This window comes from Catenulispora sp. GP43 (assembly GCF_041260665.1).
Taxonomy (GTDB): Bacteria; Actinomycetota; Actinomycetes; order Streptomycetales; family Catenulisporaceae; genus Catenulispora.
Map to the genome: position 1 here is coordinate 68,087 of NZ_JBGCCT010000031.1, position 23,280 is coordinate 91,366.

Sequence of the window (23,280 nt, forward strand, 5' to 3'; positions counted from 1 at the left end):
TCACCTGCCCGGACTGGCGCCGATCGAGTTCAGCCGGCCGAGGTGTACGGGCATCGTCCGGTGCGCGTGCCCTGGATCAGCGAGCGGCCGGGGTCCCACTGCGCCACACGCCTCTGATCGACAGGGTGTCCGCGATTCGCGAGGTCGGATCGCCGTCGACCAGGACGAGGTCGGCACGCAGCCCGGGCGCGATCCGTCCCCGATCATCGAGCCCGAAGGTCGTCGCGGGGATGCTGGTGGCCGCACGCAGCGCCTCGGTCGGGGTCATTCCCGCCCGAACGAGCAGCTGCAGCTCGCCGTGCAAGCTCGCACCGTGGGCCATGCCGGGCGCGCCGAGGTGGGAGGCGTCGGTACCGGCCAGGATGGGGACGCCGGCGGCGTGCATCGCACGCACGGAGGCGATGGCGGCGCCGAAGTCGCCGGACGGAAACGTGTTGAAGTCGCCCCTGATGTTGTCCATCCACGCCTCAGGCAGACGGCCGACGACCCGAGGGTCGCCGGCCACCTCGGCACCGAAACCCTGGTTGGTGATCGAAGCCAGGGTGGTGAGCGTCGGGATCATGAACACGCGGGAGTCGACCAGGGCTTCGATCATTCCGGCGGTATGCGGTCCGTCGACGAACAGGTGCGCGAAGCCGTCGACTCCGGCAGCCAGAGCTTCCCACGTCGCATCGATGGTCAGCGCGTGGGCGATCACCATTCGGCCGCGCTCGTGGGCGGCGATGACCGCGGCCTTGACGATGCGCCCATCGACGACGGGGACGTCCTTGCCCAGTGTCTTGCCACTCTCGATGAGCACCTTGATGTAGTCGGCGCCCTCAGCGATCCGCTCATCGACGAACCGGGCGGCGTCCCGCGGTCGACCGACCGTCGGCAGTTCCGGGTCGTCCTGGTTGCCGCGTAGCTGGGTGGGGTGACCGCCCGGTGCGGTCATCCCCACCGAGGCCGAGCGCACGTCGGCGATGTCGTGACGAACCGCGGCCGCACGGCGGGTCTCAGCCATCTTCTGCGGGAACGAGAACAGATCGAACTCGGTGGTCACGCCAAAGCGCAGCGCGTGTCCGAGCGCCTCCACATCGGCGTGGGTGTGGGCGTCGATCAGGCCGGGCAGCAATGTCGCCCCCCTGCCGTCAACCGACTCGGCCCCTGGGCTCACCGGTCCGTCGATCGCAACGATCCGCGGCCCGTCGATCTCCACGGTTCGGACGCCGATGAGCCGGTCCCCGTCGAATACCCGCGCGCCCTCGATGACGTATCGCGCCATGGTGCATCTCCTCTTGAGTATTGGTTGGTATACACTAACCAGTGTATAGCGGATCGCGTCAAGGCGTCTCGCGCAGCGACTGCACAGAGCAAAGGAGCCACCGATGTCATCGGTTGCCGAATCCGACAGGACCGCCCGGGCGGACGTGCTCAACCTCGTCACCCACGAACGGCAGGCCCGCGACCGCGGTTGGTGGGCGGCGCTCAAGCGCTGCTACCTCCCGGGAGCCACCATCCAGTCGAGTTGGTTCGACGGAACCGCGGAGGAATACATGGAATTGTCGAAGGAGATGTTCGACCAGACACCTTCCAGCCACCGCCTGGGGCTGCCCGTGATCGATGTGCATGGCGAGCGTGCGATCGCCGAGGTGCCGATGACGATCGAGTTCCGTGGCGTCTTCCGCGGCGTCGAGGTCGACGTCGCGTCCCACATCCGGATGCTCCACCGCGTCGAGAAGGGCCGTGCCGGCTGGTGCTTCGCCGCGTCGGTGGCGATCTTCGACCGTGACGTGATGACCGCGACCCTCCCCGGAGCGGACCCGGCACTGAGCGCGGAGGACCTGCGGGGCGGCCGGCCGTCGTACCGGGCGCTGGGCCTGTGGATGACAGACCACGGATACAGCGTTCCCTCGGACCGATATGGCGTCGACCGCCCCGCCGAAATCGACTGGCTGTACAAGGAGGCGTTCGCGTGGCTCGGACTACCGCGGTGACGGGGCCTGAGGGCACAGACTCTGGCATGTCTGGGTTGAGGTGGGCCATCGAGAAGGCCGATCTCGCCTCCATGAACGACCACGAGCTGATAGACGTACACGCCCACTTCACCACCGACAGCTACATCGAAACCGCGAAAGCGGCCGGACACCACAACCCCGACGGCATGCCCGAGGCGTATTGGCCGCGTTGGGACGCCGAAACCCACCTCGGCCTGATGGACGAGGCCGGAATCGCCCGGGCGATGCTGTCCATGTCGTCGCCCGGCGTGTACTTCGGCGACAACGCGACGGCTCGAACGCTGGCCCGCGAAGTCAACGAGGCCGGCGCCGTGGCCAAGAGGGACCACCCTGACCGGTTCGGCCTGTTCGCGACCCTTCCGCTCCCGGATGTCAACGGAGCACTTGAGGAGGTCTCCCACTCCTTCGACGTGCTCGGAGCTGACGGTGTCGTCCTCATGACGAACTACTCGGGGCTCTACCTCGGTGACGAGCGGGTGCGACCCGTGCTGACCGAACTCGACCGACGCGGCGCGATCGTGCTCCTGCACCCGACAACCTGCGCCGGCCACGAAGACCTGGCACTCGGCCACCCGCGCCCGATGGTCGAGTTCCTCTTCGACACGGCCCGAACGGTCGTCGACTACATATTGTCCGGCGCTGCGCAGCAGTACCCCGACATCCGCGTCATCGTTCCGCATGCCGGCGGAGTGATCCCGCTACTCGCCGACCGCCTGGAACTCTTCCGCCACATCGCCGGCGACACCGAAGGACCCACCGTGGAGGAACTCCTCGGCGGCTTCTACTACGACCTGGCGGGCACCGCCTTCGGTCGGCAGATGACGGCGCTGAACAGCATCGCGCGGCCCGAGCACCTGCTCTACGGCAGCGACTACGCGTGGACACGCCACGAGCAGGTGCTGCGCGCGCTCAAAGCGCTCGACGACAACGGCCCGCTCGCCGGGCAGCCCTGGCGCAGCCTGACCGGCAAGAACGCTCGTCGCCTCCTGGGCCTGGACGCCGGCCCGGCGTGGTCACGCCGGGCCGTCTCTTTGCCCTGAGGCGGTTACGCGCCTATGCGGGATGCTCTCTACCGATCCGCACAGGCGCGCGTGTCAGCTCGTCACCACCGTCGCCGTATCCATGTCCGTGGTGCCGCCGTTGACGGCCGGGTACACCTGGAAACGCAGTGCCGAGAGGGCCTGCGGGGCGGTGTACACAACCTTGTAGAACGTATAGCTCCCCGCTGCCACGCTGTAGGTCGTGCAGGCGTTCGTGTTGGGGCCCAGACCCCACAGGCAGAAGGTGCCGCTGGTCGTCCCGCCCTGGGATGAGAGCCACACGGTCGCCGTGTAGGAGGTGCCCGCCGCGGCGGTGACCGGTACGTCCTGGTAGACCGAGCCGCCAGCCGCGTTGGTGTTGAAGGCCAGGTAGCCGCTCGCGTCCTGGGCCGGGGCCGGGGCGCCGGTGGAGGTGTTGTAGTCGACCATGTTCACGGTGCCACCGGTCGGGACGAAGCGCTGCCAGCCGGTGGTGTTCTGCTCGAAGGAGCCGGCGGTCAGCTTGTTCGCCACGAGGCTGGTGGTGTCCAGGTCGGTGGTGCCGCCGTTGACGGCCGGGTAGACCTGGTAGCGGATCGACGAGTACGTCGACGGCAGGCTGAGGACCACCTGGAGCTGGGTGTAGCCGGTACCGACCGTGTAGTTGTGGCAGCTGTTGACGTTCGTTCCCAGGGCCCAGGCGCAGAACGTGCCGCTGGCGGTGCCGGACTGCGCGGCGACCCACGCCGTCGCGGTCCACGAGCTGTTGGCCGCCGAGTTGACGTTGACGTCCTGGTAGACCGAACCGCCGGCGGCGTTGGTGTTGAAGGCCAGGTACCACGTGCCGTCGTGGGCCGTAGCCGGGGCGCCGGCGGCCGTGTTGTAGTCGACCATGTTCACGGTGCCACCGGTCGGGACGAACGCCTGCCAGCCGGCCGCCGATCCCTCGAAGGACGGCGACAGGAGCAGGTTGCCCCCGGCCGAGGCGGTCGAGGCGAACGCCGAGGTGCCGTTGGGTGCGCCCAGGCCGGTGGGACCGTCGTAGCCGGGTTCGGCGGTGCAGAAGTAGGCGGGGCTGCACGTGCCGTTGTTGCCGGCGGTCACGTCGTTCAGGGCGGCGGTGTGCTGGTAGGGGTACTGCGACGGCCGGTCGCCGCTGCCCGGGGTGCCGGCCAGGGCGTAGACGGACGCGATGATGGGCGACGCCGCCGAGGTGCCGCCGTAGACCTGCCAGCCGGTGGCGCCGTAGCTGTCGTAGACGGCGACGCCGGTCGCCGGGTCGGCGACCGCGGACACGTCGGCGACCATGCGCTTGGCGCAGCCGGAGTCGGTCTGCCAGGCGGGCTTGGCGTCGTAGCCGGAGCAGCCCGAGCCCGTGCCCTCGGTGGTGCTGGTCTTCCAGACGCTCTCGGTCCAGCCGCGGGCGTTCGAGGCTCGAGTCAGGCTCGTGCCGCCGACCGCGGTCACGTACTGCGACGCGGCCGGGTACTCGACGCCCGCGCTGTAGGCGCCGTCGCCGGAGGAGACGGTGATGGCCACGCCCGGGTGGTTGAAGTAGGAGCTGTCGTAGCCGGCGTCCGAAGCGCTGTCGCCCCCGCCCCAGCTGTTGCTGACGAACCGCGCGCCGAGGGCCACGGCCTCGTTCTCCGCGGTGCCGAGGTCGGCCATCGACGAGGAGTTCGCCTCGACCAGCAGGATGTGGGCCGACGGAGCGATGGCCGAGACCATGTCCACGTCCAGCGAGATCTCCCCGGCCCAGCCGGAGTCGCCGGTCGGGTAGCTGGTGCCGCCGGACTGGTTGACCTTGCGGAAGCAGCCGTTCGCGGTGGTGCAGGCGCTCAGGCCGTACTGGCTGCGGTACGCGGCGAGGTCGCTCTCGGCGTTCGGGTCGTCGTAGGCGTCGACGATCGCGATCGTCTCGCCGGCGCTGCCGGTCCCGGAGAGGCTGTAGGCGGAGCGCAGGTCGGTCGGGCCGTATCCGGACGGGGTGGCGTTCGGCGCGATGGCGTCCGCCTTCACTCCCTGGATGTCGGTGCGGGCCAAGGCCATACAGGCCATCCGTCCATCGCTCGGCGCGGCGCACAGCCGCTTGACCGCGACCTGGTGTCCGCCGGAGGACGCGGCGCTCAGGGACGCGGCGCTCGGGGACGCGGTGCTCAGGGCCGGGCCGGACGCCGCGAGGGCGCCCTGGGCGGCACCGATCGAGAGCGCGGCGGCGGTGAGGGTGGCGAGCGCGATCAGGGATCTGACCGCGCGGTGCCGGTGGGGTGTTTCCACGAAGGCTCCTGGAAAGGCGGGGACGGTGGCGTGGAACGGGTGGGGCGCCCAGTGAATCAGGGTTCGAACTTACCGTCGGCAGTGGTGAAACTACTGACCGTTCCACCGGGGTGCAAGGGCGGGACAGGTCTGCCCCGCCCGCGACGAGGCATCGGGCAACGACGTCGCCCTCGAAGAGACGCGCCTCGACACGGTGCGCGACGTTCTTGGGTTCTTGGCTATGCACGGGGTACTAGGCTGCGCGCATGTCAATCGCAGAGTTGTCGGGCCACGGGTTAGACGGCCCCCTTCCGAGCAGTCACGCGTTCACGTACTCGCGCCCGGATCGGATGATCCGATGCCACGGGTGACGACGGCAGCGCCAGACGTGGACACCGCGACCGAGGCAGTGCTTCTGAGGCTTGACCGGAACGTCTTCCACCACGGCGGCCTGGGGGTGATCCGCAGCCTGGGCAGGCTGGGGATCCCGGTCCACACCATGCGCGAGGACCGCTTCTCCCCGCCCACACTTTCCCGGTACGTGCGGCGCCCCGTGTCCCCTATGCCCGACGGCACCAATCCCGACGACGTCCTGGACCTGCTGGACCGGCTTGCCGACCGGCTACCCGGCCCGGCTGTCCTGATCACCACCGATGACGCCGGGGCGATCTTTCTCTCGGAGTACGGCGCCAAGCTGCGCCCCCGCTATCTGTTCCCCGAACCCCCTGTCGGCCTGCCGCGCCTTGCCGCCGGCAAAGCGACCCTCGCCGAGATGTGCCGCGCCGCCGGCGTCCCGCATCCGGCCGCCGCGGTCCCGGTCGACGCCGCCGAAGCCACTGCCTTCGCAGACAGGTGCGGCTATCCGGTCATGGCCAAGGTGAACAGGTTCTGGGCGGCCGACAAGACCAGCAACGTGCACAGCACCGCGATCATCGACAGCCGGGCTCAGCTGCTCGCACTGGTCGAGCAGGTCCGCCGGGCAACCGGCGACGGTCCGGACACCGGCCTCCTGCTGCAGGAATACCTCGCGCCGACGGCGGACGGCGGACGCCGGGACTGGTTCTTCCACGGCTACTTCGACGCAGAGTCGCGCTGCCTGTTCGGCCATACCGGGATCAAGGTGCGCTCCTTCCCGGCCTATGCCGGTATGACCAGCTACGGCCGGTGGACGCCGAACGAGAGGCTGCGCGAGGAGGCGATCGCCTTCCTCGCCGGGCTCGGCTACCGGGGAATCGTCAGCCTCGACTACTGCTGGGATCCGCGCGACGACAGCTACCGGCTCGTCGACTTCAACCCCCGGCTCGGCGCCCAGTTCCGGCTCTTCCAGGACTCGGCTGGAATCGACCTCGTCCGGACCATGCATCTGGACCTCACCGGACGCACCGTCACGCCTGGCGAGGCAGTGCCCGGCCGCACGTTGGCCATCGAGAACTACGACCCGCTCGCCATGCGCGCCTACCGGCAGAACGGAAACCTTTCCCTGCGTTCGTGGCTGTCCTCGATGCGCGTCGCGGACGAGTACGCCTGGTTCACGCGTGACGACCTCGCCCCGTTCGCGGTGACCGGCGCCCGGACGCTATGGTCCGCGGCCGCGCAACGCCTCCGCCGCTAGTCCGCCGTCGCCGAAGCGCGCCAGTTTTGTAGCAGTACGCACCCCGGTGGCCTCAACACTGGGCCAGGCCAGCGGCGCCCGGGCGACCGCCTGGCCCAGGGCAGCAACCGGCGGTGCTCCGGCAGCGCGGCCTGGATTGGATCGAGGCGATCGGCCGGGCGGTCATCGATCCACGGCCGTGACGGGATCACGCATGTGTTACGGCACGCTACGGGCGGTTCACTTAACCACGTGCCGGTACACCCATATAAGTGATAAGTCGGCGCCTCACTTCTCAGATGAAACGCCACAGGTGATCGGAGGTCCCGTTGTCCGACCACTGCGTCACCTGGGCCCCGTCGGCGGTCGAGGCTCCGGACACGGCCATCAGCTTCCCGCTGTGCACGTTCTGGATCTTGAACCAGCCGCCGCCGGCGTCGATGAGCCGCCACAGGTGATCCGGCGTGCCGTTGTCCTGGTACTGCTGGACGAAGGCCCCGTCGTCCAGGCTCTGGTTGTTCACCGCCAGCACCCGGCCGCTGTTGCGGTTCTGGATCCGGACCGTGCCGTCGGGATTGTGGATCACGGTCCACACGTGGTCCACGGTGCCGTTGTCGGACCACTGCGTCACGTCCGCCGAGTCGGCCAGCGACATGCCGGAGACGGCCAGCAGCTTGCCGCTGTTGCTGTTCTGGATCCGCTGCCAGGACGTGGTGCTGGGCGCTCGCGGCACGACCAGCGAGAACATGCCGCCCACGACCGGCCGGTTCTGGAAGCCCTGCTGCGCCCCGCTGGCCACGACGTACCAGTCCGAGAAGGGCACCCGCTGCGGCGAGCTGTTCACGAATCCGTATACGCCGGTGATCAGCGTGTCCCGGATGGCACCCTGGTCGCGGAGCCACGCCGCGGTCCACAGCTCCCAGTCGGCCTTGGTGTAGTCGTTGCGGGGGTCCAGCAGCACGCCGAAGGTCCCGGCGTGCTGCTGGTACCAGCCGGCCTCCTGGGCGGCGATGCCCAGCGGCACCAGGTCCAGGCCGAGCACCTGGTCCGGGAAGCCGTTGTACTTCAGGCTCCAGGTGTTCGCCGAACCGTAGGCCAGGTCCAGATTGGTGTACGCCGGGTCCTCGCCCTTGCTCACCCACTGGCTGATGTAGGACCGGGCGGTGGAGGTGTAGGAAGCCTGATCGGAAGCGTTTCCGGCAGCGCTCGCGACGACCCCCATCGCGCCGATGCCGATGATTCCCTTGAGCGCGAGGTTCGCGCTGTGCGCGATGAACCCGGTGAAGTCGTCGGTCTGGTTCTGGTTCGCCGGGTCCAGGGCGTTGCCGACCAGGTAGTCGGCCCACTGCTTCAGGATCGCGTAATGCGCCTGCGCGAAGGACGTCGCGGCCGCCGCCGGCAGACGCTGGAGCAGCGCCGCCGTCATGATCAGCATGTTGGCGGATTCCTCGACCGGCATGTCCTCCTCGTTGCCGTCGTTGTGCCCGGCGGCGTTCGGATAGCTGGAGCCCAGATCGTGCACGGCGAAGGTCTTCGGCCAGCCGCCGTGTTCGCAGTACTCGAGGATCGGTTCCAGGAGGAGCTGGAAGTAGGACGGCGACAGGTAGGCGAACACCGGGAACGCCGGATAGGTGACGTCGATCGTGGAGACGTTGCCGTCGGAGGAGATCTCCTTCAGGAACGCCCACGGCGCGCCGCCGCGGTTCACCAGCTCCGTTCCGCCGACCGCCTGTCGCAGGGCCAGCGCGCACAGCGCCGCGTAGTCGGTGCCGACGCTTCCGCCGCCGACCGCCGCGGCGGCGTCGTTCTGGATCTGCGTCTCCAGCGCGGTGGCGGCCGCCAGCGCCGGGTCGTGGTCGGCCAGGAACCAGTCGACCATGTCGGCCCACGGCCCCCAGTACGTCGTCCACCACGGCGGCAGGTTCGTCCCCAGATAGCTCAGGCCCGGGTTGCGCACATGGCCGACGGCGAGGTGGAAGGGCGCCGAAGGGGACGCCGAGACCGTGCCGAGGTCCTTGGTCAGGCCGAGCACCGGCCAGTTGTCGTCGATCGCCCGCGGCTGGTCGGAATCCGAGGTGCCGTTCAGCGACCCCTGCGACACGGCCAGCGCGCGCACCACGGTGTCCGCACCGATCTGCCAGGTCACCCCGGTGCCGCCGGAGGTGGCGAGCACCGAGGTGCCCCAGGACGCCTGGTCCCCGTATTCCGCCAGGACCGACGGGCTGGCCGGTGCGAAGCTCAGGGCCTGGTTGCCCGCGCGGGTGGTCTGCTGCGACCAGGTCACCTGCTGCGTCACATCCCCGTGCGTCCACTCGGCGGAGATGTCGAGGTGCAGCTGGACGCTGTGGGTCCGGCCGTCGTTCGAGACCGCCTGCATGCTCACGTAACTGAACGGCACACACTGGCGTTGCAGGTTGTCCAGGTCCACCGGCGAGAAGAAGGTCACCGTCAGGGTGACCCCGCCGCCGGTGAACGTATAGATCGAACGCGTCGCGGTGACCTGGAGCGCGGTCTGGGTCATGGTGTTCGGCACGATCGACGAGGCCGGCGCGCCGCAGAACAGCCACCCGGCGCCGTCGATCCGGGCGATGCCGCAGAAGGCGTTGACGTGGCCGTTCCAGAACGTCGACCAGGTGCCGGCCAGCGAGTCGGCGGCCTGCCAGGTGCTCAGGTACGGAGAGCGCACCGCGAGTGGCACGGCCGGCGGCCGCAGCGGGGTGAAGGTGGAGACGGTGGAGGCGGCGGGGGTGGCGGAGGCCGCGGTCGCCGCCCGGGCGGTGCCCGCCGGAACGAGGGCTCCGAGCACACCGGTGCCGGAGACGGCGGCGGCGCCGATCCAGCGGAACACGTCTCGGCGGGAGGCATACGGCTCTCTTTCGAACACAGCGACGTTCCCTTCGGGCTGGGGACAAGGAAGGTGGGGCCGTCGTGCGGGCATGAGCCGACCGCAGCAGATACAACGTTGTAAAAGTCAGTCGGATCGGTGCCTGGGCACAGCAGTCGACAGCCGGCGGCGGGGTCGGCCGACGGTCGGTATGTAGAGGTCTGCGACCTCAAGGAATCAGCATCATGACAGCACTCTGAGGCTCGCCTGTAAACCCCTCCGCGAAGGAACACCGGGCGGAGGCGGCAGTGCCGCGTGGGGATTTTTACAACGTTGGCATCACGGACGCGGCCCTGACATCGGCCCGCGCGGTCGGGTACTCCCCCGCACCTCCAACCGGAACGGGGCGACGACGTCTCGCGGTTCCGGGCCGTCCCCGCCGCCGGTGCGCGCGCGGAGCAACTCCACCGCGGTCTCGGCGATGGCCTGCTTGTCCGGGGCGACGGTGGTCAGCCGAGGGTGGGCGTACGCCGCCTCCTCGATGTTGTCGAACCCCGCGACGGCCACGTCGTCGGGCACCCACAGACCCCGGTCCGCGGCCGTGCGCAGCGCGCCCATGGCGAGCAGGTCGTTGAAGCAGAACACCGCGTCCGGCGGCTGTGGCAGATCGAGCAGGTCGGCCATCGCCTGCGCGCCGTCGCGCCGGTGGTACTTCGCCGCCGGCGCGACCAGTTCCTCGCGGTACTCCAGCCCGGCCTCGGCCAGCGCCTCCCGGTAGCCGCGCAACCGCAGCGCCGCGGTGCCGCGGGCCGGGTTGGTGCCGATCGCCGCGATCCGCCGCCGTCCGAGTCCGGCCAGATGGCTCACCGCCGCCCTGGCCGCGGCGACGTTGTCGATCGCGACGCGGTCGGCCGAGGCCGGCAGCCAGTGCTCGCCGAGGATGACGAAGGGCACGCCCGGATCGCCGGCCGTCAGATCGTCGGCGGTGAGCGCCTCCGGACTCAGGATCGCACCGTCGACGATGTGCGGCCCCAGCGCGGACAGCGCTTCGCGCTCCCGCTCGCGCACGCCCTGGGTCTGCTCGATGAGCACGGTCCAGTCCCGGTCGGCCGCGGCGGTGATGACCAGACTCACCAACTCGCCGAAATAGGGCACGCCGAGTTCGGGCACGATCATGGCGATGCAGCCGGTGCGGCCGCGGCGCAGGTTGCGCGCCCCGACGTTGGGCCGGTACCCGGTGGCCTGCAGGGCCTCCTCGACCCTGCGCCGGTTCTCGGCCTTGACGAAGCCGTATCCGTTCACCACGTTCGACACGGTCTTGATCGAGACGCCGGCGAGCGCGGCCACGTCCTTCAGGGTGGGAGCCATACAAGCCTTCTACAACATGCGGGAAGGGGCTGAACGGGGGCCTGCCCGCTCAAGGGACCCACCCGTGAACGCCGACAAGGCCCCCCGCCAGGGGCAAGACCCCGAACAGAGATTCACTCTATTTAGTGATTCGATGCCGCGGAACCCGGGATGTGACGCTCCCGCGCGCCAAGATCCAGGCATGGCACGCATCGAGGCAGCGGTGACTTCAGGCGGCGGCGTCGTGTACGACGGCCGCGCCGCGAGGATCGCCGGTTTCGGCGACGGGACAGTGAAGCTGCGCTTCGCCGACGGCGACACCCTCAACGTCGCCCTCACAGTATTCGTCCTGAACGCCCGCGTGAGCAAAGAGCCCGACAGCCCGGCGCCGACGGCCCCGTGGGAGCCCGTGGGCCAGCGGGCCCGCCACGTCCGGGGCATGCTCAACAGCTACACGAGGGGACGCAGGGCCGCACTGCACGAACTGGGGCGACGCCATCAGCACCCTGACTGAGGGAACGCGGTCGGGTTGAGTCTTCCTCGCCTACAGCACCACCGCCGGTCATGCGCGGTAAAGCTCGGCGAGAAGCTCGAGCACGGGATGGACGGCCGGGTGGGGGTCGTCGCGCCACCAGGCCAGTCGCACAGCGACCGGTTCGGCGTCGCGTACCGGCACGTAGACGATGCCCGGCCTGGGATATTGGTCGACGACGGCCTGGGCGGTGACCCCCACGCAGCGGCCGGTGGCGATGACCGTGAGCCAGTCGTCGATGTCGCGGCTCTCCTGGGTCGCGGGGCGCGCGTTCGCGGGCCACAGATCCGCGCTGGTCGTTCCGGTGCGCTGATCGACGAGCAGGACGCGGCTGCTGAGCTCGGCCAGACGCACCGAGCGGCGCTGCGCCAGGGGGTCGGAGGCGGCCAGCGCGCACCAGCGCGCCTCCAGACCCACGATGGCGCTCTCGAAGCGGCGGTCCTCCAACGGCCTGCGGATGACCGCGAGGTCTGCGGTGCCCTCGGCCAGGCCGGCGGTCGGGGAGTTGATGCGAAGCAGGTGCATCTGTGTTTCCGGGTGCGATTCCCGCCACCGGTGTTGAAAGGCCAGTGTGCGTCGGCCCAGTGCCGACCAGGCGTGGCCGATCCGCAGCTCGGCGTGGCCCGATGTCGCCTCCTGTACGAGGTTGTCGACCTCGGCCAGCACGCGCCGGGCGTGCGCCACGACGCGCAGTCCGATCGCGGTCGGCGAGGTCTCGCGGGACGTCCGTCGCAGCAGCCGTACGCCGAGGCGTTTCTCGAGCGCCGAAAGTGTGCGGGAGACCGCCGCCTGTGAGACACCCAGCGCGATCGCGGCGTCGGTGAACGTGCCCTCGTCCACGATCGCGATCAGGCAGCGCAACTGGCGCAGCTCCACATCCATAACCAAAGCGTATAGCCGGCGCGCTCCATGCATTTTGCGCACGATCCGACGCGGCACAGGATCAATGCATGCCAGCAGCCCCGACTCGCCCCGCGGACCGCGCCGTCCTGCCCACGGACCGCGCCGTCCTGCCCACGAAGCGTGGCGCCGTGCCCACGGCCGCGGTCTGCACGATGCTCGCCAGCGGCCTTTCGACCCAGCTCGGCGCCGCGATCGGGTCTCTGGCCTTCCCGGCGCTCGGCCCGCTCGGCGTCGTCGCGGTCCGCCAGTACGTCGCGGCGGCGGTGCTGCTCACCGTCGGTCGGCCCCGTCTTCGGTCCTTCACCCGGCACCAGTGGAGGCCGGTGCTGCTGCTCGCGGCCGTCTTCGGGGTGGTGAACCTGTCGCTCTACACGGCGATCGACCGGATCGGTCTCGGCGAGGCAGTCACCCTGGAGTTCCTCGGCCCCCTCACGATCGCGCTGGCCGGCTCGCGCAGACGCGTGGACCTGGGCTGCGCCGTACTCGCCGCGGCGGGAGTCGTCGCGCTGATGCGCCCGCGCCCTACCGCCGACTACCTCGGCATGGGGCTCGCCCTGCTCGCGGCCGCCTGCTGGGCCGCTTACATCCTTCTCAACCGTTCCATCGGGCAGCGCATCCCCGGGGCACAGGGCACAGCCGCCGCAGCGGGGCTGTCCGCCTTGGTCTACCTGCCCTTGGGAGCCGGCGTCGCGGTACACCACACACCTTCCGCCGGTGCGGTCGGTGCGGCTGTCGCGGCCGGAATCCTATCCTCCGCTGTGCCGTTCCTCGCGGACCTGTACACGCTGCGCCGCGTTCCCGCCGAGGCGTTCGGACTGTTCATGAGCATCAACCCGGTGCTCGCCGCAGTCGTCGGGACGCTCGTCCTGGGACAGAAGCTCGACGTGACCGCCTGGCTGAGCATCGCGGCGATCATCACGGCCAACGCCATCAGCATCCTGACGCGGCCGCGGCGCGCTTGACGCCGTGTCGGTGCCCCACACACGCCGAAGCCCGTATCAAGATCATTCCACGACCGCAAAGGAGCCTCCATGCCCGGCGTCACGCTGACCGACCATCTCTTCTCCGTCCCCCTCGACCATGATCGGCCGGAAGGCGAGCACATCGAGGTCTACGCCCGCGAGGTGGTGGCCGCCGGACACGAGCGCGAGCGGCTTCCCTGGCTGCTGTTCCTGCAAGGCGGCCCCGGCATGGTGCCGCCTCGTCCGGTCGGCCGGGACTCCTGGCTGGACCGCGCACTCGACGAATACCGCGTCCTGCTGCTCGACCAGCGCGGCACGGGCCGCTCCACTCCGATCACCCGCCAAACGCTCCCGGCCCGTGGCGAGCCCGCCGCTCAGGCCGACTACCTCGCCCATTTCCGTGCCGACGCCATCGTCCGCGACGCCGAACTGATCAGGCGCGAACTGACCGACGAACCGTGGTCGGTGCTCGGCCAGAGCTTCGGCGGCATGTGTGCCGTCACCTACCTCTCGTACGCGCCCGAGGGCCTGCGCGAGGCGATCATCACCGGCGGTCTCCCCGGTCTGCGCGTCACCGCCGACGAGGTCTACCGCGCCGCCTATCCGCGCGTGCACCGCAAGAACACCGCGTACTACCGCCGATACCCGCAGGACGCCGCCTCGGTCCGCCGCATCGCCGCGCACCTGATCGAACACCCGGCACCGATGCCGGACGGATCCCTGCTCACCGTCGAGGCCTTCCAGTCGCTCGGGCTGATGCTCGGCACGAGCGACGGCGCGGACGTGCTGCACTACCTGCTCGAAGACACCTGGGCGGGAGCGGAGCTGTCCGACAGCTTCCTCGCCCGCGCCGCGGGTTTCCTCAGCTACGCCCAACTGCCGCTGAACCCGCTCATGCATGAACTCACCTATGCCCAACGCAGCACCGGAGCGACGAACTGGGCGGCTGAGCGGGTACGCGGCGAGTTTCCCCAGTTCGACGCGCGCATGGCGTTGGCCGGGGACGACCCGGTGCTGTTCACCGGCGAGATGACCTACCGGTGCCACTTCGACCAACCCTGCCTCGCGCCCCTGCGCGAGCCCGCCGAGGTGCTGTTCACCCGCGAGGACTGGCCCGACCTCTACGATCCTCAGCGCTTGGCCGCGAACGAGGTCCCCGTGGCCGCCGCCGTCTACCTCGACGACATGTACGTCGACGCCACTTACTCGCTGCAGACTGCCGAGACCATCAAGGGCCTACGGCTGTGGGCGACCAACGAACACGAGCACGACGGACTTCGCGCCAGCGGCGGACGCGTCCTCGACCACCTGCTGCGGATGCTGCGCGGCCAGATCTGAAGCGGGGCTCCAACCGGTTCGACCGGTGTGTCGCGGCGCCGGCCACGCACATGCAAGGGCCTCCCACACCGTTCCATGCTCAAGCCACCGGCGACGCCACCTTTCCAAAAGGGATCCACCAGAACTCGGCTCTACCGTCCGCGATTCCGCTGGAACCGCTGACCGACAGCGTCACGCGTGTGCCCTTCCATATCGGGCACAGAGCCGTGGCGGTCCGAAACTGCGACGCCGCGCCGTCGTTCCAGATTGCCGCCTTGGCATACGTCGGGCCGAGTACCTCACTGTTGGCATGCCAACCTTGGTTCAGCGTCCCCGCGACGCGGAGCAGGACCAGGCCCGAGGCCGCCGCCGTGAACGCGTACTGCTTCGTGCCCGCGAGGACCAGTTCATGGAACGGCCTCGCAGGTGGCAGCTCCATAAGGCCACTGACGTCCCCGCGGAAGTCGGCACTCCCCCACACCTGCAGCGCGGCGACGTCCAGGTCCGGCCGCTCGACCATCACGACGGTGGTCAGGGTGTGGGTCAGGGTCTGCCCGCCGGAGGTCACCTTGGCCTGGAGCATGAAGCCGGTCGGCGCGGTCAGCGGCTCCGGGGTCGGCCATTCGCGGACGCTCGACACGTCCCGGGAGGTGCGGTCCCAGAACATGGTGTATTGGGCGTCCGCACTGCCGTCCCACTTCAGGACGGCTTTCTCGCCGTTGCCGACCATCACCTTCGTCGGACGGAAGTTGCGGAAGACGAACTGGGCCGGGAACTTGGCCACGGTCGCCCGCACCGTCTTCGGGGTGTAGGAACCGTCGGTCGGGGAGGCCTCCTCGACGATCTCGATCTCGGCGTTGCCCGGCACCGCGTTCACGGCGATCTGCGACACGGTCACCGTCACCGACTGGCCGTTGAACAGCACCGGCCGCGCGGGCACGAACTCGAAGACCTGCCACACGCCGTCGGCGTACCCGGGCCGCGCCGTCCAGCCGCTCGGCCCGGCGGACGTCAGCTGGGCGCGGTTCGCAGTCAGGGCGTCCGCGCCGTCGCCGATGCGGATCCGGACGGCGATGGACTTGCAGTACGCCGACCCGCCGCCCCGTGTCCCGACGGTGATGTCGAGGCGCGCCGGATCCTGGTCCGACACGGTCAGCGGATCCGGGTCGGGGGTCGGGGTGTATTCGAGCAGGGAGTCGGAGAACAGTATCGACACGCCCACAGGACGCACATCCAATCTCTGCGGTGGAGGCTGTCGCGGCGTCAGCCGAGGCGGACGGGAGGTTCCTGCGGGCCCAGGGGAAACCAGACGTACTCCACGGTGCCATCGCCGCTGGTTTCCGGCCAGATCGTGACGAGTTTCAGAGTCCGGCCAGACGCGATCGGCTGGCTCGCGGTCCCGAAGGTGCCAGGGCCGGTCACCATGACGCGTGCGACGTTTTTGGCCATTCCGGTGTCGCCCGCACTCAAATCTATGTTCTGTTGAGCCGACGCATTGACGTGGGCTCGGATGTAGATGATTCCAGGGCCTTGGGTACGGAAATCAACGACGTAGGTGCCCTTGCGCGTTGGCTGGTAGATCAGAACCGGGTTCTGGACCAGCCCCTCCAGGGGACCACCGCGGAAGGTCGTCTTCCCACCGATGTTCAGATCGCCGACCTCCAGGTCCGGTCGTTCGACCATGACGACTGTGGTCAGGGTATGCGTCAGGGTCTCGCCGCCGGCGGTGACCTTCGCCTGAAGCATGAAACCGGTGGCTTCGGCCAGCCCCTCGGGCGTGTCCCATTCGCGGACACCCGAGACGTCCTCCGATCTGTTCCGGCCCCAGAACATGGTGTATTCGGCGCCGGCACTTCCGTCCCACCTCAGCGTCGCCTTCTCACCGTTGCCGACCATCACCTTGGTCGGACGGAAGTTGCGGAAGACGAACTCGGCCGGGAACTTGGCCACGACAGCGTCGGTGGTCTTCTCGGTGAAGGACCCGTTGGTCGGCGAGCTCTCCTCGATGATCTGCAGGTCGGCGTTGCCGGCGGTCCGGTTGACCGCGATCTGCGAGATGACCAGGGTGACAGCGCGTCCGGTGACGTTGACCGGGCGGTCGGCGGCGAACTCGAAGACCTGCCATTCACCTTCGGCGAAGCCGGGACGGGCGGTCCAGCCGGTCGCTCCCGTCACCGCGGATGTGAGTTGGGAGCGGTTCTCGGTCAGGGCCGAAGCACCCGCACCGATGCGAATCCGCACCCTGATGCTCTTACAGAAGGCCGGGCCCGAGTTCCCGACGCCGACCTGGATGTTCAACCTGCCGGTCACCGGCTGCGCCGCCGTCGAAACGGTCAGGGGATTGGGATCCGGCTCGATTTCGAAGGACAGCAACGAGCTGGCCGACAGGATTCTGCTGTTCATGGAGATCTGGACCCTTTCCTTCAGTCTCGTGGCTTCAGCTGCAAGTAGCCGGCGCGCGCCTCGGCGCGCGGCTCGCCGGGATACGCGTACGTGTCCGCCATGGCGATGGGGAACTCCAGCCATTCCGGCACGTCGCCACCCCGGTCGCGGGGTTCGGCCCAGGTCCAGTCGCCGTGCCAGGCCGCGGGATGCGGCATGACGATCGAATCCTCTTCGAGGAGCGAGCCGAGTCCCGGTCCCGACCGGCGCGCGAGCGCGTCCTGCTCCGAGACCGGGGGTCGAGCCACGGCCAGCAGCGGGTGCAACCGGAAGGAGGCCCGGATCCGGGACAGTGAGGCGTGGACGAAGTCCACGTCCAGGACGAGGCGCGCTACCGGAAGGATGTCGGTGGTGGCGTGGACGCCGTTGTGCGGGTCCATCAGGACTGTGAGGTGGTGTGTCACCGCGGCTTCGCCGGGGAGCGTGGCCGGGAGCGCGAGGCCGTCTCCGATGCCGATGGGCTGTAGGTAGGCGTGTGCATCGGTCGGCTGCTCGGTGTAGAGCTTGGTGTAGACGACCGGATTGTCGGGGCCGGCCGCCGCGGCGAAGTAGCCGATCAGGCCGTCGGTCAGACGGTCGGTGGAGCCGAGGCGGATCGGCCAGCGGTAGCCGTCGCGGCCCGGGTAGTCCTCGCCGGAGGCCGTGTCCGTCGAGGCGGTCCCGGCGAGTACACCGTCCGAGGGCGGGACCGGCGCGGTGGCCCAGCCGGGGTTGGTCAGTGGCAGGCCTTGGAGATCGATGGCCAGGTCGGCGGCGACCAGGGCGACCGGACGGCCGATGAGCCGGGAGGGGACCGAGTCGTCCTGGGAGGCGGGGTCCACCATGGCGTCCAGCGCGCTGTCGATGGTGTCCAGCAGAGCGCGGAAGGCGACGTGCGGCGTGCTTTGGCCGCGCAGTCCGGCGATGAAGCCGGCCAATCGCGGGTAAGCCGCGGTGAAACCGGGAGAAATGGGATCCGGGTGCGGTGAGTGCGGGAGCGGGTTCCACGCGATGGTGTTGTTCGTGTTCAGGACCCGTAGTTCGCCCAGCGGTGAGCCGTCCGGCGCGTAGACCATCAGCGTCTGGTCCAGGTCGTTGACCAGCAGCCAGCCGCCGACCGGCGTGGCCGGGGTCCCCGCGTCCCGCGCTGTCGCGACGGCGGCCGAGGGGGCGCCGTCCACGGCGTGCGTCGTGGCCAGCCGTACCCTCGCCGGCTGTAGCAGTCGCGGTGGGAGCTGGATGAACCGCTGCGCGCCGATCGGGTTCGGGTACAGCGTCTTTCGCTCGTCCGGCAGGACACTGATGGCGCGGATCGGCGGGAACCGCTCGAAGTTGTTCTGCGAGGGGTTGGTCAGGTCCACGCACCTGCCGAAGCGGTCGACGATCCGCAGATCCATGAAGAAGAACTGGCCGGCGCGGACTGGCTGGAAGGTGTCGTCCTCACCCTCGCCGTGTCCGCTGGGCGCGGGGTATGACGGGGCATCGCCGAGCAGCGGTCGCAGGTCGCCCGGGATCAGGATCCGGGAACGCAGTGGACGCGCGGCGCCGTCCTGGGTGAGCAGCCAGTCGTGGAAGCCGTCCAACGTCTGGGAGATCATGTCGATGTCCTCGAGGTCCTCGCGAAGTTGCCGGACACCCAGTGCTTCAGCCTCCGGATACGTGGCCAGGTATCGGTCCAGCTGACGTTCGGCCACGTATCGCACGGTGGGCGCGAGGAAGGACCGCCCTCGGAAGATGCGACGCTGTGAGGAGGACGCGTCAGTGGCGGTGGAGCCGGTGCCCTTCCAGGAGTATGCGGTCCCGTTGAACTCCCAGTGCTCGGTTTCGCCGGTCCGGAACGGCGTGGGCACGTACCGCACATCCCATTGCAGGTACATCGGCAGCCACGGCTGCCGCCAGAACAGGGTGTATTCCGCCAGGTCGCCCCGGACGTTGAGTTGGGGGTACGCGATGGCGTTGTGCAGCGCGGTGGGCCCGGGAGCGCCGGCATTGGTCCAGGCGGCCTTGTCCAGCAGCGCGAATTCTTTGAGCAGCGGCAGGACCAAGGCTGGGAAGCCGTCCAATCTCGGCGCCGGCGGATTGGTGGGCACGTCCTCGAGCGATTCGCCGATCTTCAGGGCGGACAGCAGATGGGCGGGGAGCCGCACCGGCAGTGGCTCGTCCCGGGACAGCGGGTCGCCGACGTTGGCGCCCTCGATGACGACCACCGGGTCGGCCGGGGTGTAGTAGTTCTCTGACATCTCCCGCTGGAGCGCCGTGCCCTCGGGGAGCTCGATGCCCGGTTTGGCGACGAAGACGGCGATGGCCTTCTCCAGGTCCTCGGGGGTGTCGCCGCGCGGCAGGTCCTTCTCCAACTCCTTGACCTTGTCGTACTGGGCCTTGGTGAGCTTGGCGATGGACGGCTTGCCGTCAGGGCTGGCCTCGGGGTCGAGCTGGTCCTGGGCGAGCGCGTCGAAACCTGGGGCGTGCTGGCCCTCGCGGGTGGCTCGGTTCAGCAGGAACCACAGCGTCCAGGTGCGCCATTGCAGGCTGCGCAGCTTGGGGAGCTCAGCGTCGTGCGCGGCCTGCTGCGCGTTGAGCGCGACCAGCCATGCCGGGTCCGTGGCGCGGGCGGCGCGACGTTCCGCGGCGGTACCGGGGGTGGCGTCGGTGTCGTCGGTGTCGTCGCCGAAGCCGTCGGGGCGGCGCTCCACCAGATGCCAGACGTAGCCGGACTCGTGCCCGGCGAACCAGGTGCTGCGCAGCGCCTCGTCGAGCTCGTCGTCGCCGCCCGGGCCGTCGAAGGTGTCGATGGTCCCGTGGTAGAGGGCTGACAAGAGCTTCGCGGTGTCCGCTGAGCGGGTCTGGTGTTTCGTCAGCTCCGCAGCGGCGTCACCGACGCTGTGTCCGACAGCGACTTTGATCGGGTTGTCCACGTCCGTCGGATCGGGCTTGTCGGACGGCGGCTGGTAGTTCCGCTGCTTCCAGGTGATGCCGAGCGCGGTGCCTACATAGAGCGTGTTCTTCAAGGTTCCGGGGACGGCGACGTCTTCGGGCAACGCCCACTCCAGCGCCTCCAGGATCGCCGCCGGGTCGGTGCGGTCCGGCGGAAGCAGCCCGGGGATGTCCAGGGCCTGGGCGAGGATGTCGGCGCTCTGCTCGGAATACCAGCCGATCGCCAGGTAGGACAGGCGATTGTCCGGCGGGTAGGTGTCGACGTTGCCGTCTTCGAGATCCTTGAGGTCGTCGTGAAAGGAGAACACGCCCTCGTGGTAGGGCTCGTACGCGGCGAAGGCGGGCAGGCCGGGGCCGACGGCGGTCAGGAACGGCTCGCGGCGGCCCGGGTCGGTCCAGGGAGCGTCCGTGACGTCGGTGATCAGGCTCAGGAACGTGGTGTCGGAGGTATCCGGATCCCGGAGCCTGGGCACCTTCAGTTCGGCGTAGTCGTCGCGATCGGGATAGTCGGACTCCAGGTAGTCGCTGTGTACCAGCCAGCCTTTGACGTGAACCGTGTTTCGGTTCTCCGGTTCGGGCTGCCCCTCGGGGTCGGAGTAGCGCACGATCAGCCATCGGTTCGGCACCAGGGGGAAGGTGGTGACCTCGGTCTTCTCGTCGTAGTGTCCGGCGGCGAGGGCCTCGGGGAACTGCCATTGCAGGCGCACCCCGAACGGGATCCGCACCTCGCCGCCCTGACCGGCCGGCGGCTCCGGCGGGGTCCCTTGCTCGAGCATCAGCTCATAGTCGGTACGCCAGCGCGAGAACGGGCCGCCGGCGGAGTTCACCATGTCGTTGGAGACCAGGGCGTGCAGCCGGATCGGGACGATCAGGTCGGTGGTCATATCAGCGTTCTCCCTCACAGTCCCCGCCCGGGCACAGCTGCTGCTGGAGGGGTGCGTTGACAAGTTGCACGGCGAGTTGGGCCGGATGCAGGTCCGGCAGTGAGTGCGCCTGGGCGAGCGGTTTGATCAGGCCGCTGTCACCCTCCAGCCGGAGAACATCCGCGACGCCGCCGGCCTGCGGCGGGCGCAGGTATTTGGAGAACACCGTGTCCGAGCCGGTGGGGAAGTACCGGCCGGGCAGCGTGGCTCCCAGCGGCGGACTCGCGTCGGCCTGAAGCTGCCGGAGCCCGATGACCGCGCGCTTGTCTGTCGGGTGGATGTCGACGCCGAAGTGGATGCCCTCGCTCGGCTCGCGAATCAGGACGCTGTCCGGGACGTCGTCGAACAGGCAGAGCAGCATGTCGGAAGCCACCAGCTCGCGCCGGATCACGGTCGCCTGGCCCGTCGCGTTCTCGCCGACGATGACCATGTCCGGCCAGGCCGGCACCAGCTCCGAGCGCATGAGCAGCCCGGCGGCCGGATAGCCTTCGCGGTTCCCGGCCCGCGTCGCGGCCCGCAGCGACTGGTCACAGTACTGGTCCAGGGAGCTGTGTACGGCCACGTCGCGGGCCCCGGCCAACAGCGCGTCGATCCACACAGGGTCGATACGGAACAGGCGCAGCGACTCCTCCGGCAGCATCCGGAAGTCGGGGACCAGGTATGAGAAAGGCACCGATTTCAGGACCCTGAGTTCGGCGAGCCGGTCCTCCAGCGGCTGCGCCCGGTCGGCCGCGACCGACAGCAGCGCCGCCTGTCGGGTGTCGGCGCTCAGCGTGGCGCGGGCGTCTGCTTGGCTCAGCCGGGCCTGTCGCGCGATCTCGGGCACCGCTTCGGCCGGCGGCTGCGACGCGCCGAGCGCGTCCACCAGGGTCCGGCCGCCCCGATTCGCGGCCAGGCGGGCCAGGGCGCTCAGACCGTAGGGCGCGCCGTCGGTGTAGACGCCGCTCGACGCGACCCCAGCGGCCGAGCGGACCGGGTCGTTCGCCACGGCCATCATCCGCACCGCCGTGTTCGCCAGCTCGCGGCGGGCCCGCGTCACCTCCTTGGCGTAGGCGGGGTCGGCAAGGCCGACGGTCCGGCCCAGGGTCCAGGCGGCGGCATAGGAGACGTCGAAGATGCCGTAGGTCTGGTCGTAGACCAGAGCGAAGTCGGCGGTGGTGTGCGCCTTGGCGACGTCCAGTGCCGGAACCTCGCGTGCGGTCAGCGGGGCGAACGGCCCGCGATACCAGGCGTACGTGTGCTCGCCGGTGATCGGCCGGTGCGGCACCGGCACGTAGCCGAGGCGCAGCCGCTCCAGCGCGTAGGCCTCGTCAGTAGTCGGATTCGTCGGCGCGTTCGCCGGCCGTCGCATCCGCAGCGCCAGGTTCTCCGCGTCGGTGTTGCCCGGATCCACCAGGTTCGCCAGGATCCCTTCGGCGTCGAACGCCGCGGCCGGATCGTTCCGGAAGGACCAGGACCACAGCGACACCAGGCGCACGAAATCGGTTCCGGTCGGCAGGGAACCGTCGAGGTGCCGGTGGAAACCCTCCAGCGACACCAGGTGCACCGCGTAATCGCCCTCGCCGCGCGGGAACCGGTTGGCGGTGATGACGCTGAACGTGCCCTTGATCAGGATCTCGCCGTCGACCAGCAGCTTCGGCTCGTCCACGTCCCGGACGTGGGCCAGGTAGTACAGCTCTTCCTTAGACGGCAGAATCGCGGTGAACACCGATGCCGGAACGTCGATGGTCTGGCAGTGACCCTCCAGGACCGTCGGGTGCAGACCGGTCAGTGCGGGCCCGAGGATCGTCGAGTCGTTGGAGGCGAGCAGGTCCCGTACCGTCCGCTCGGTCGTCAGCGCCAAGCCCTCCGGGTCCTCCGGCAGCTCTCCCGCCCGGAACACCATCAGCGCCAGCCACGGCGCGCGCCGCTCCATCCGCGACCATTCGGGCTCGCGTTCCCACGGCAGGTATTCGCGGGTCAAGGTGATGTGCGGCAGGACGTGCCGGAAGTCGCCGTCCGCGCCGCGCGCCGGATACACCGCTTGGACGGTGGCACCGTCGAGGACGAACTGCGGTGCCTTGACCTCGAATTCCTCGGCGGTCTTGGGCAGCGGCTCGGAGCTGTCGATGGGTGTCGAGCCCTCTTTGAGGACGTGCTCGACCTCGATCCGGTAGGTGCCGGCGGTGGCGGCCGGCTGCATGGAGTCGATGAAGGTGACGTCCAGCAGTTCCTGGGACGCCTGGGTGCCCGGCCGGGCGCGTCGGGTGGCCAT

The 23,280-nt window shown here is 69.4% G+C and carries 15 protein-coding genes; 6 read left to right on the forward strand and 9 right to left on the reverse strand.

Translation table 11 applies throughout. From position 1 onward, the window contains the following. Positions 1 to 76: 76 nt before the first annotated feature. Positions 77 to 1,264, reverse strand: a complete 1,188-nt coding sequence (locus ABH926_RS42285; RefSeq protein ID WP_370372107.1) for an amidohydrolase family protein — start codon at positions 1,262 to 1,264, stop codon at positions 77 to 79. Positions 1,265 to 1,367: 103 nt separating this feature from the next. Here ABH926_RS42285 and ABH926_RS42290 point away from each other — a divergent pair, with 103 nt between their 5' ends. Both ABH926_RS42290 and ABH926_RS42295 read left to right on the forward strand, forming a co-directional pair. Continuing rightward, positions 1,368 to 1,976 (forward strand): nuclear transport factor 2 family protein, encoded by a 609-nt coding sequence (locus ABH926_RS42290; RefSeq protein WP_370372109.1) that lies wholly within the window; start codon positions 1,368 to 1,370, stop codon positions 1,974 to 1,976. A gap of 26 nt (positions 1,977 to 2,002) precedes the next feature. Next, positions 2,003 to 3,037, forward strand: a complete 1,035-nt coding sequence (locus ABH926_RS42295) for an amidohydrolase family protein (RefSeq protein WP_370372110.1) — start codon at positions 2,003 to 2,005, stop codon at positions 3,035 to 3,037. A gap of 54 nt (positions 3,038 to 3,091) precedes the next feature. On the opposite strand, the gene ABH926_RS42300 is transcribed toward ABH926_RS42295, so the two are convergent. Beyond that, positions 3,092 to 5,293, reverse strand: coding sequence for a hypothetical protein (locus tag ABH926_RS42300; RefSeq protein ID WP_370372112.1), 2,202 nt, complete (start codon positions 5,291 to 5,293; stop codon positions 3,092 to 3,094). Positions 5,294 to 5,639: 346 nt separating this feature from the next. On the opposite strand from ABH926_RS42300, the gene ABH926_RS42305 reads away from it, so the two are divergent. Beyond that, complete coding sequence (locus tag ABH926_RS42305; RefSeq protein WP_370372114.1) at positions 5,640 to 6,884, forward strand: carboxylate--amine ligase; 1,245 nt, start codon at positions 5,640 to 5,642, stop codon at positions 6,882 to 6,884. Between the two features lie 274 nt (positions 6,885 to 7,158). On the opposite strand, the gene ABH926_RS42310 is transcribed toward ABH926_RS42305, so the two are convergent. Then, the gene (locus ABH926_RS42310; RefSeq protein ID WP_370372116.1) at positions 7,159 to 9,747 is read right to left on the reverse strand and encodes a DUF5127 domain-containing protein; all 2,589 of its coding nucleotides are present in this window, start codon (positions 9,745 to 9,747) and stop codon (positions 7,159 to 7,161) included. 279 nt (positions 9,748 to 10,026) lie between these two features. Continuing rightward, positions 10,027 to 11,055: a LacI family DNA-binding transcriptional regulator gene (locus ABH926_RS42315; RefSeq protein ID WP_370372118.1), complete on the reverse strand. Its 1,029-nt coding sequence runs from the start codon at positions 11,053 to 11,055 to the stop codon at positions 10,027 to 10,029. Positions 11,056 to 11,236: 181 nt separating this feature from the next. On the opposite strand from ABH926_RS42315, the gene ABH926_RS42320 reads away from it, so the two are divergent. After that, positions 11,237 to 11,548, forward strand: a complete 312-nt coding sequence (locus ABH926_RS42320) for a hypothetical protein (protein ID WP_370372120.1) — start codon at positions 11,237 to 11,239, stop codon at positions 11,546 to 11,548. A 48-nt stretch (positions 11,549 to 11,596) separates the two neighbouring features. Here ABH926_RS42320 and ABH926_RS42325 read toward each other — a convergent pair whose 3' ends face one another. After that, a complete protein-coding gene (locus ABH926_RS42325) occupies positions 11,597 to 12,448 on the reverse strand; it encodes a LysR family transcriptional regulator (RefSeq protein WP_370372122.1) in 852 nt (283 codons plus the stop codon). A gap of 173 nt (positions 12,449 to 12,621) precedes the next feature. Here ABH926_RS42325 and ABH926_RS42330 point away from each other — a divergent pair, with 173 nt between their 5' ends. Both ABH926_RS42330 and ABH926_RS42335 read left to right on the forward strand, forming a co-directional pair. Continuing rightward, a complete protein-coding gene (locus ABH926_RS42330; protein WP_370372215.1) occupies positions 12,622 to 13,431 on the forward strand; it encodes a DMT family transporter in 810 nt (269 codons plus the stop codon). A 69-nt stretch (positions 13,432 to 13,500) separates the two neighbouring features. Then, on the forward strand, positions 13,501 to 14,769 hold the full coding sequence (locus ABH926_RS42335; protein ID WP_370372124.1) for an alpha/beta fold hydrolase: 1,269 nt from the start codon (positions 13,501 to 13,503) through the stop codon (positions 14,767 to 14,769). Positions 14,770 to 14,848: 79 nt separating this feature from the next. On the opposite strand, the gene ABH926_RS42340 is transcribed toward ABH926_RS42335, so the two are convergent. Genes ABH926_RS42340 through ABH926_RS42355 form a run of 4 tightly spaced genes read right to left on the reverse strand, consistent with a single transcriptional unit; the run spans position 14,849 to position 23,280 of the window. After that, positions 14,849 to 15,970 carry a hypothetical protein gene (locus ABH926_RS42340; protein WP_370372126.1) on the reverse strand — a complete coding sequence of 374 codons (1,122 nt, stop codon included), beginning with the start codon at positions 15,968 to 15,970 and terminating at the stop codon, positions 14,849 to 14,851. 41 nt (positions 15,971 to 16,011) lie between these two features. Further along, complete coding sequence (locus ABH926_RS42345) at positions 16,012 to 17,274, reverse strand: hypothetical protein (RefSeq protein ID WP_370372128.1); 1,263 nt, start codon at positions 17,272 to 17,274, stop codon at positions 16,012 to 16,014. Further along, the gene (locus tag ABH926_RS42350; RefSeq protein WP_370372130.1) at positions 17,172 to 20,987 is read right to left on the reverse strand and encodes a hypothetical protein; all 3,816 of its coding nucleotides are present in this window, start codon (positions 20,985 to 20,987) and stop codon (positions 17,172 to 17,174) included. The genes ABH926_RS42345 and ABH926_RS42350 overlap by 103 nt, the downstream gene beginning before the upstream one ends. 1 nt (position 20,988) lies before the next feature. Beyond that, complete coding sequence (locus ABH926_RS42355) at positions 20,989 to 23,280, reverse strand: hypothetical protein (protein ID WP_370372132.1); 2,292 nt, start codon at positions 23,278 to 23,280, stop codon at positions 20,989 to 20,991.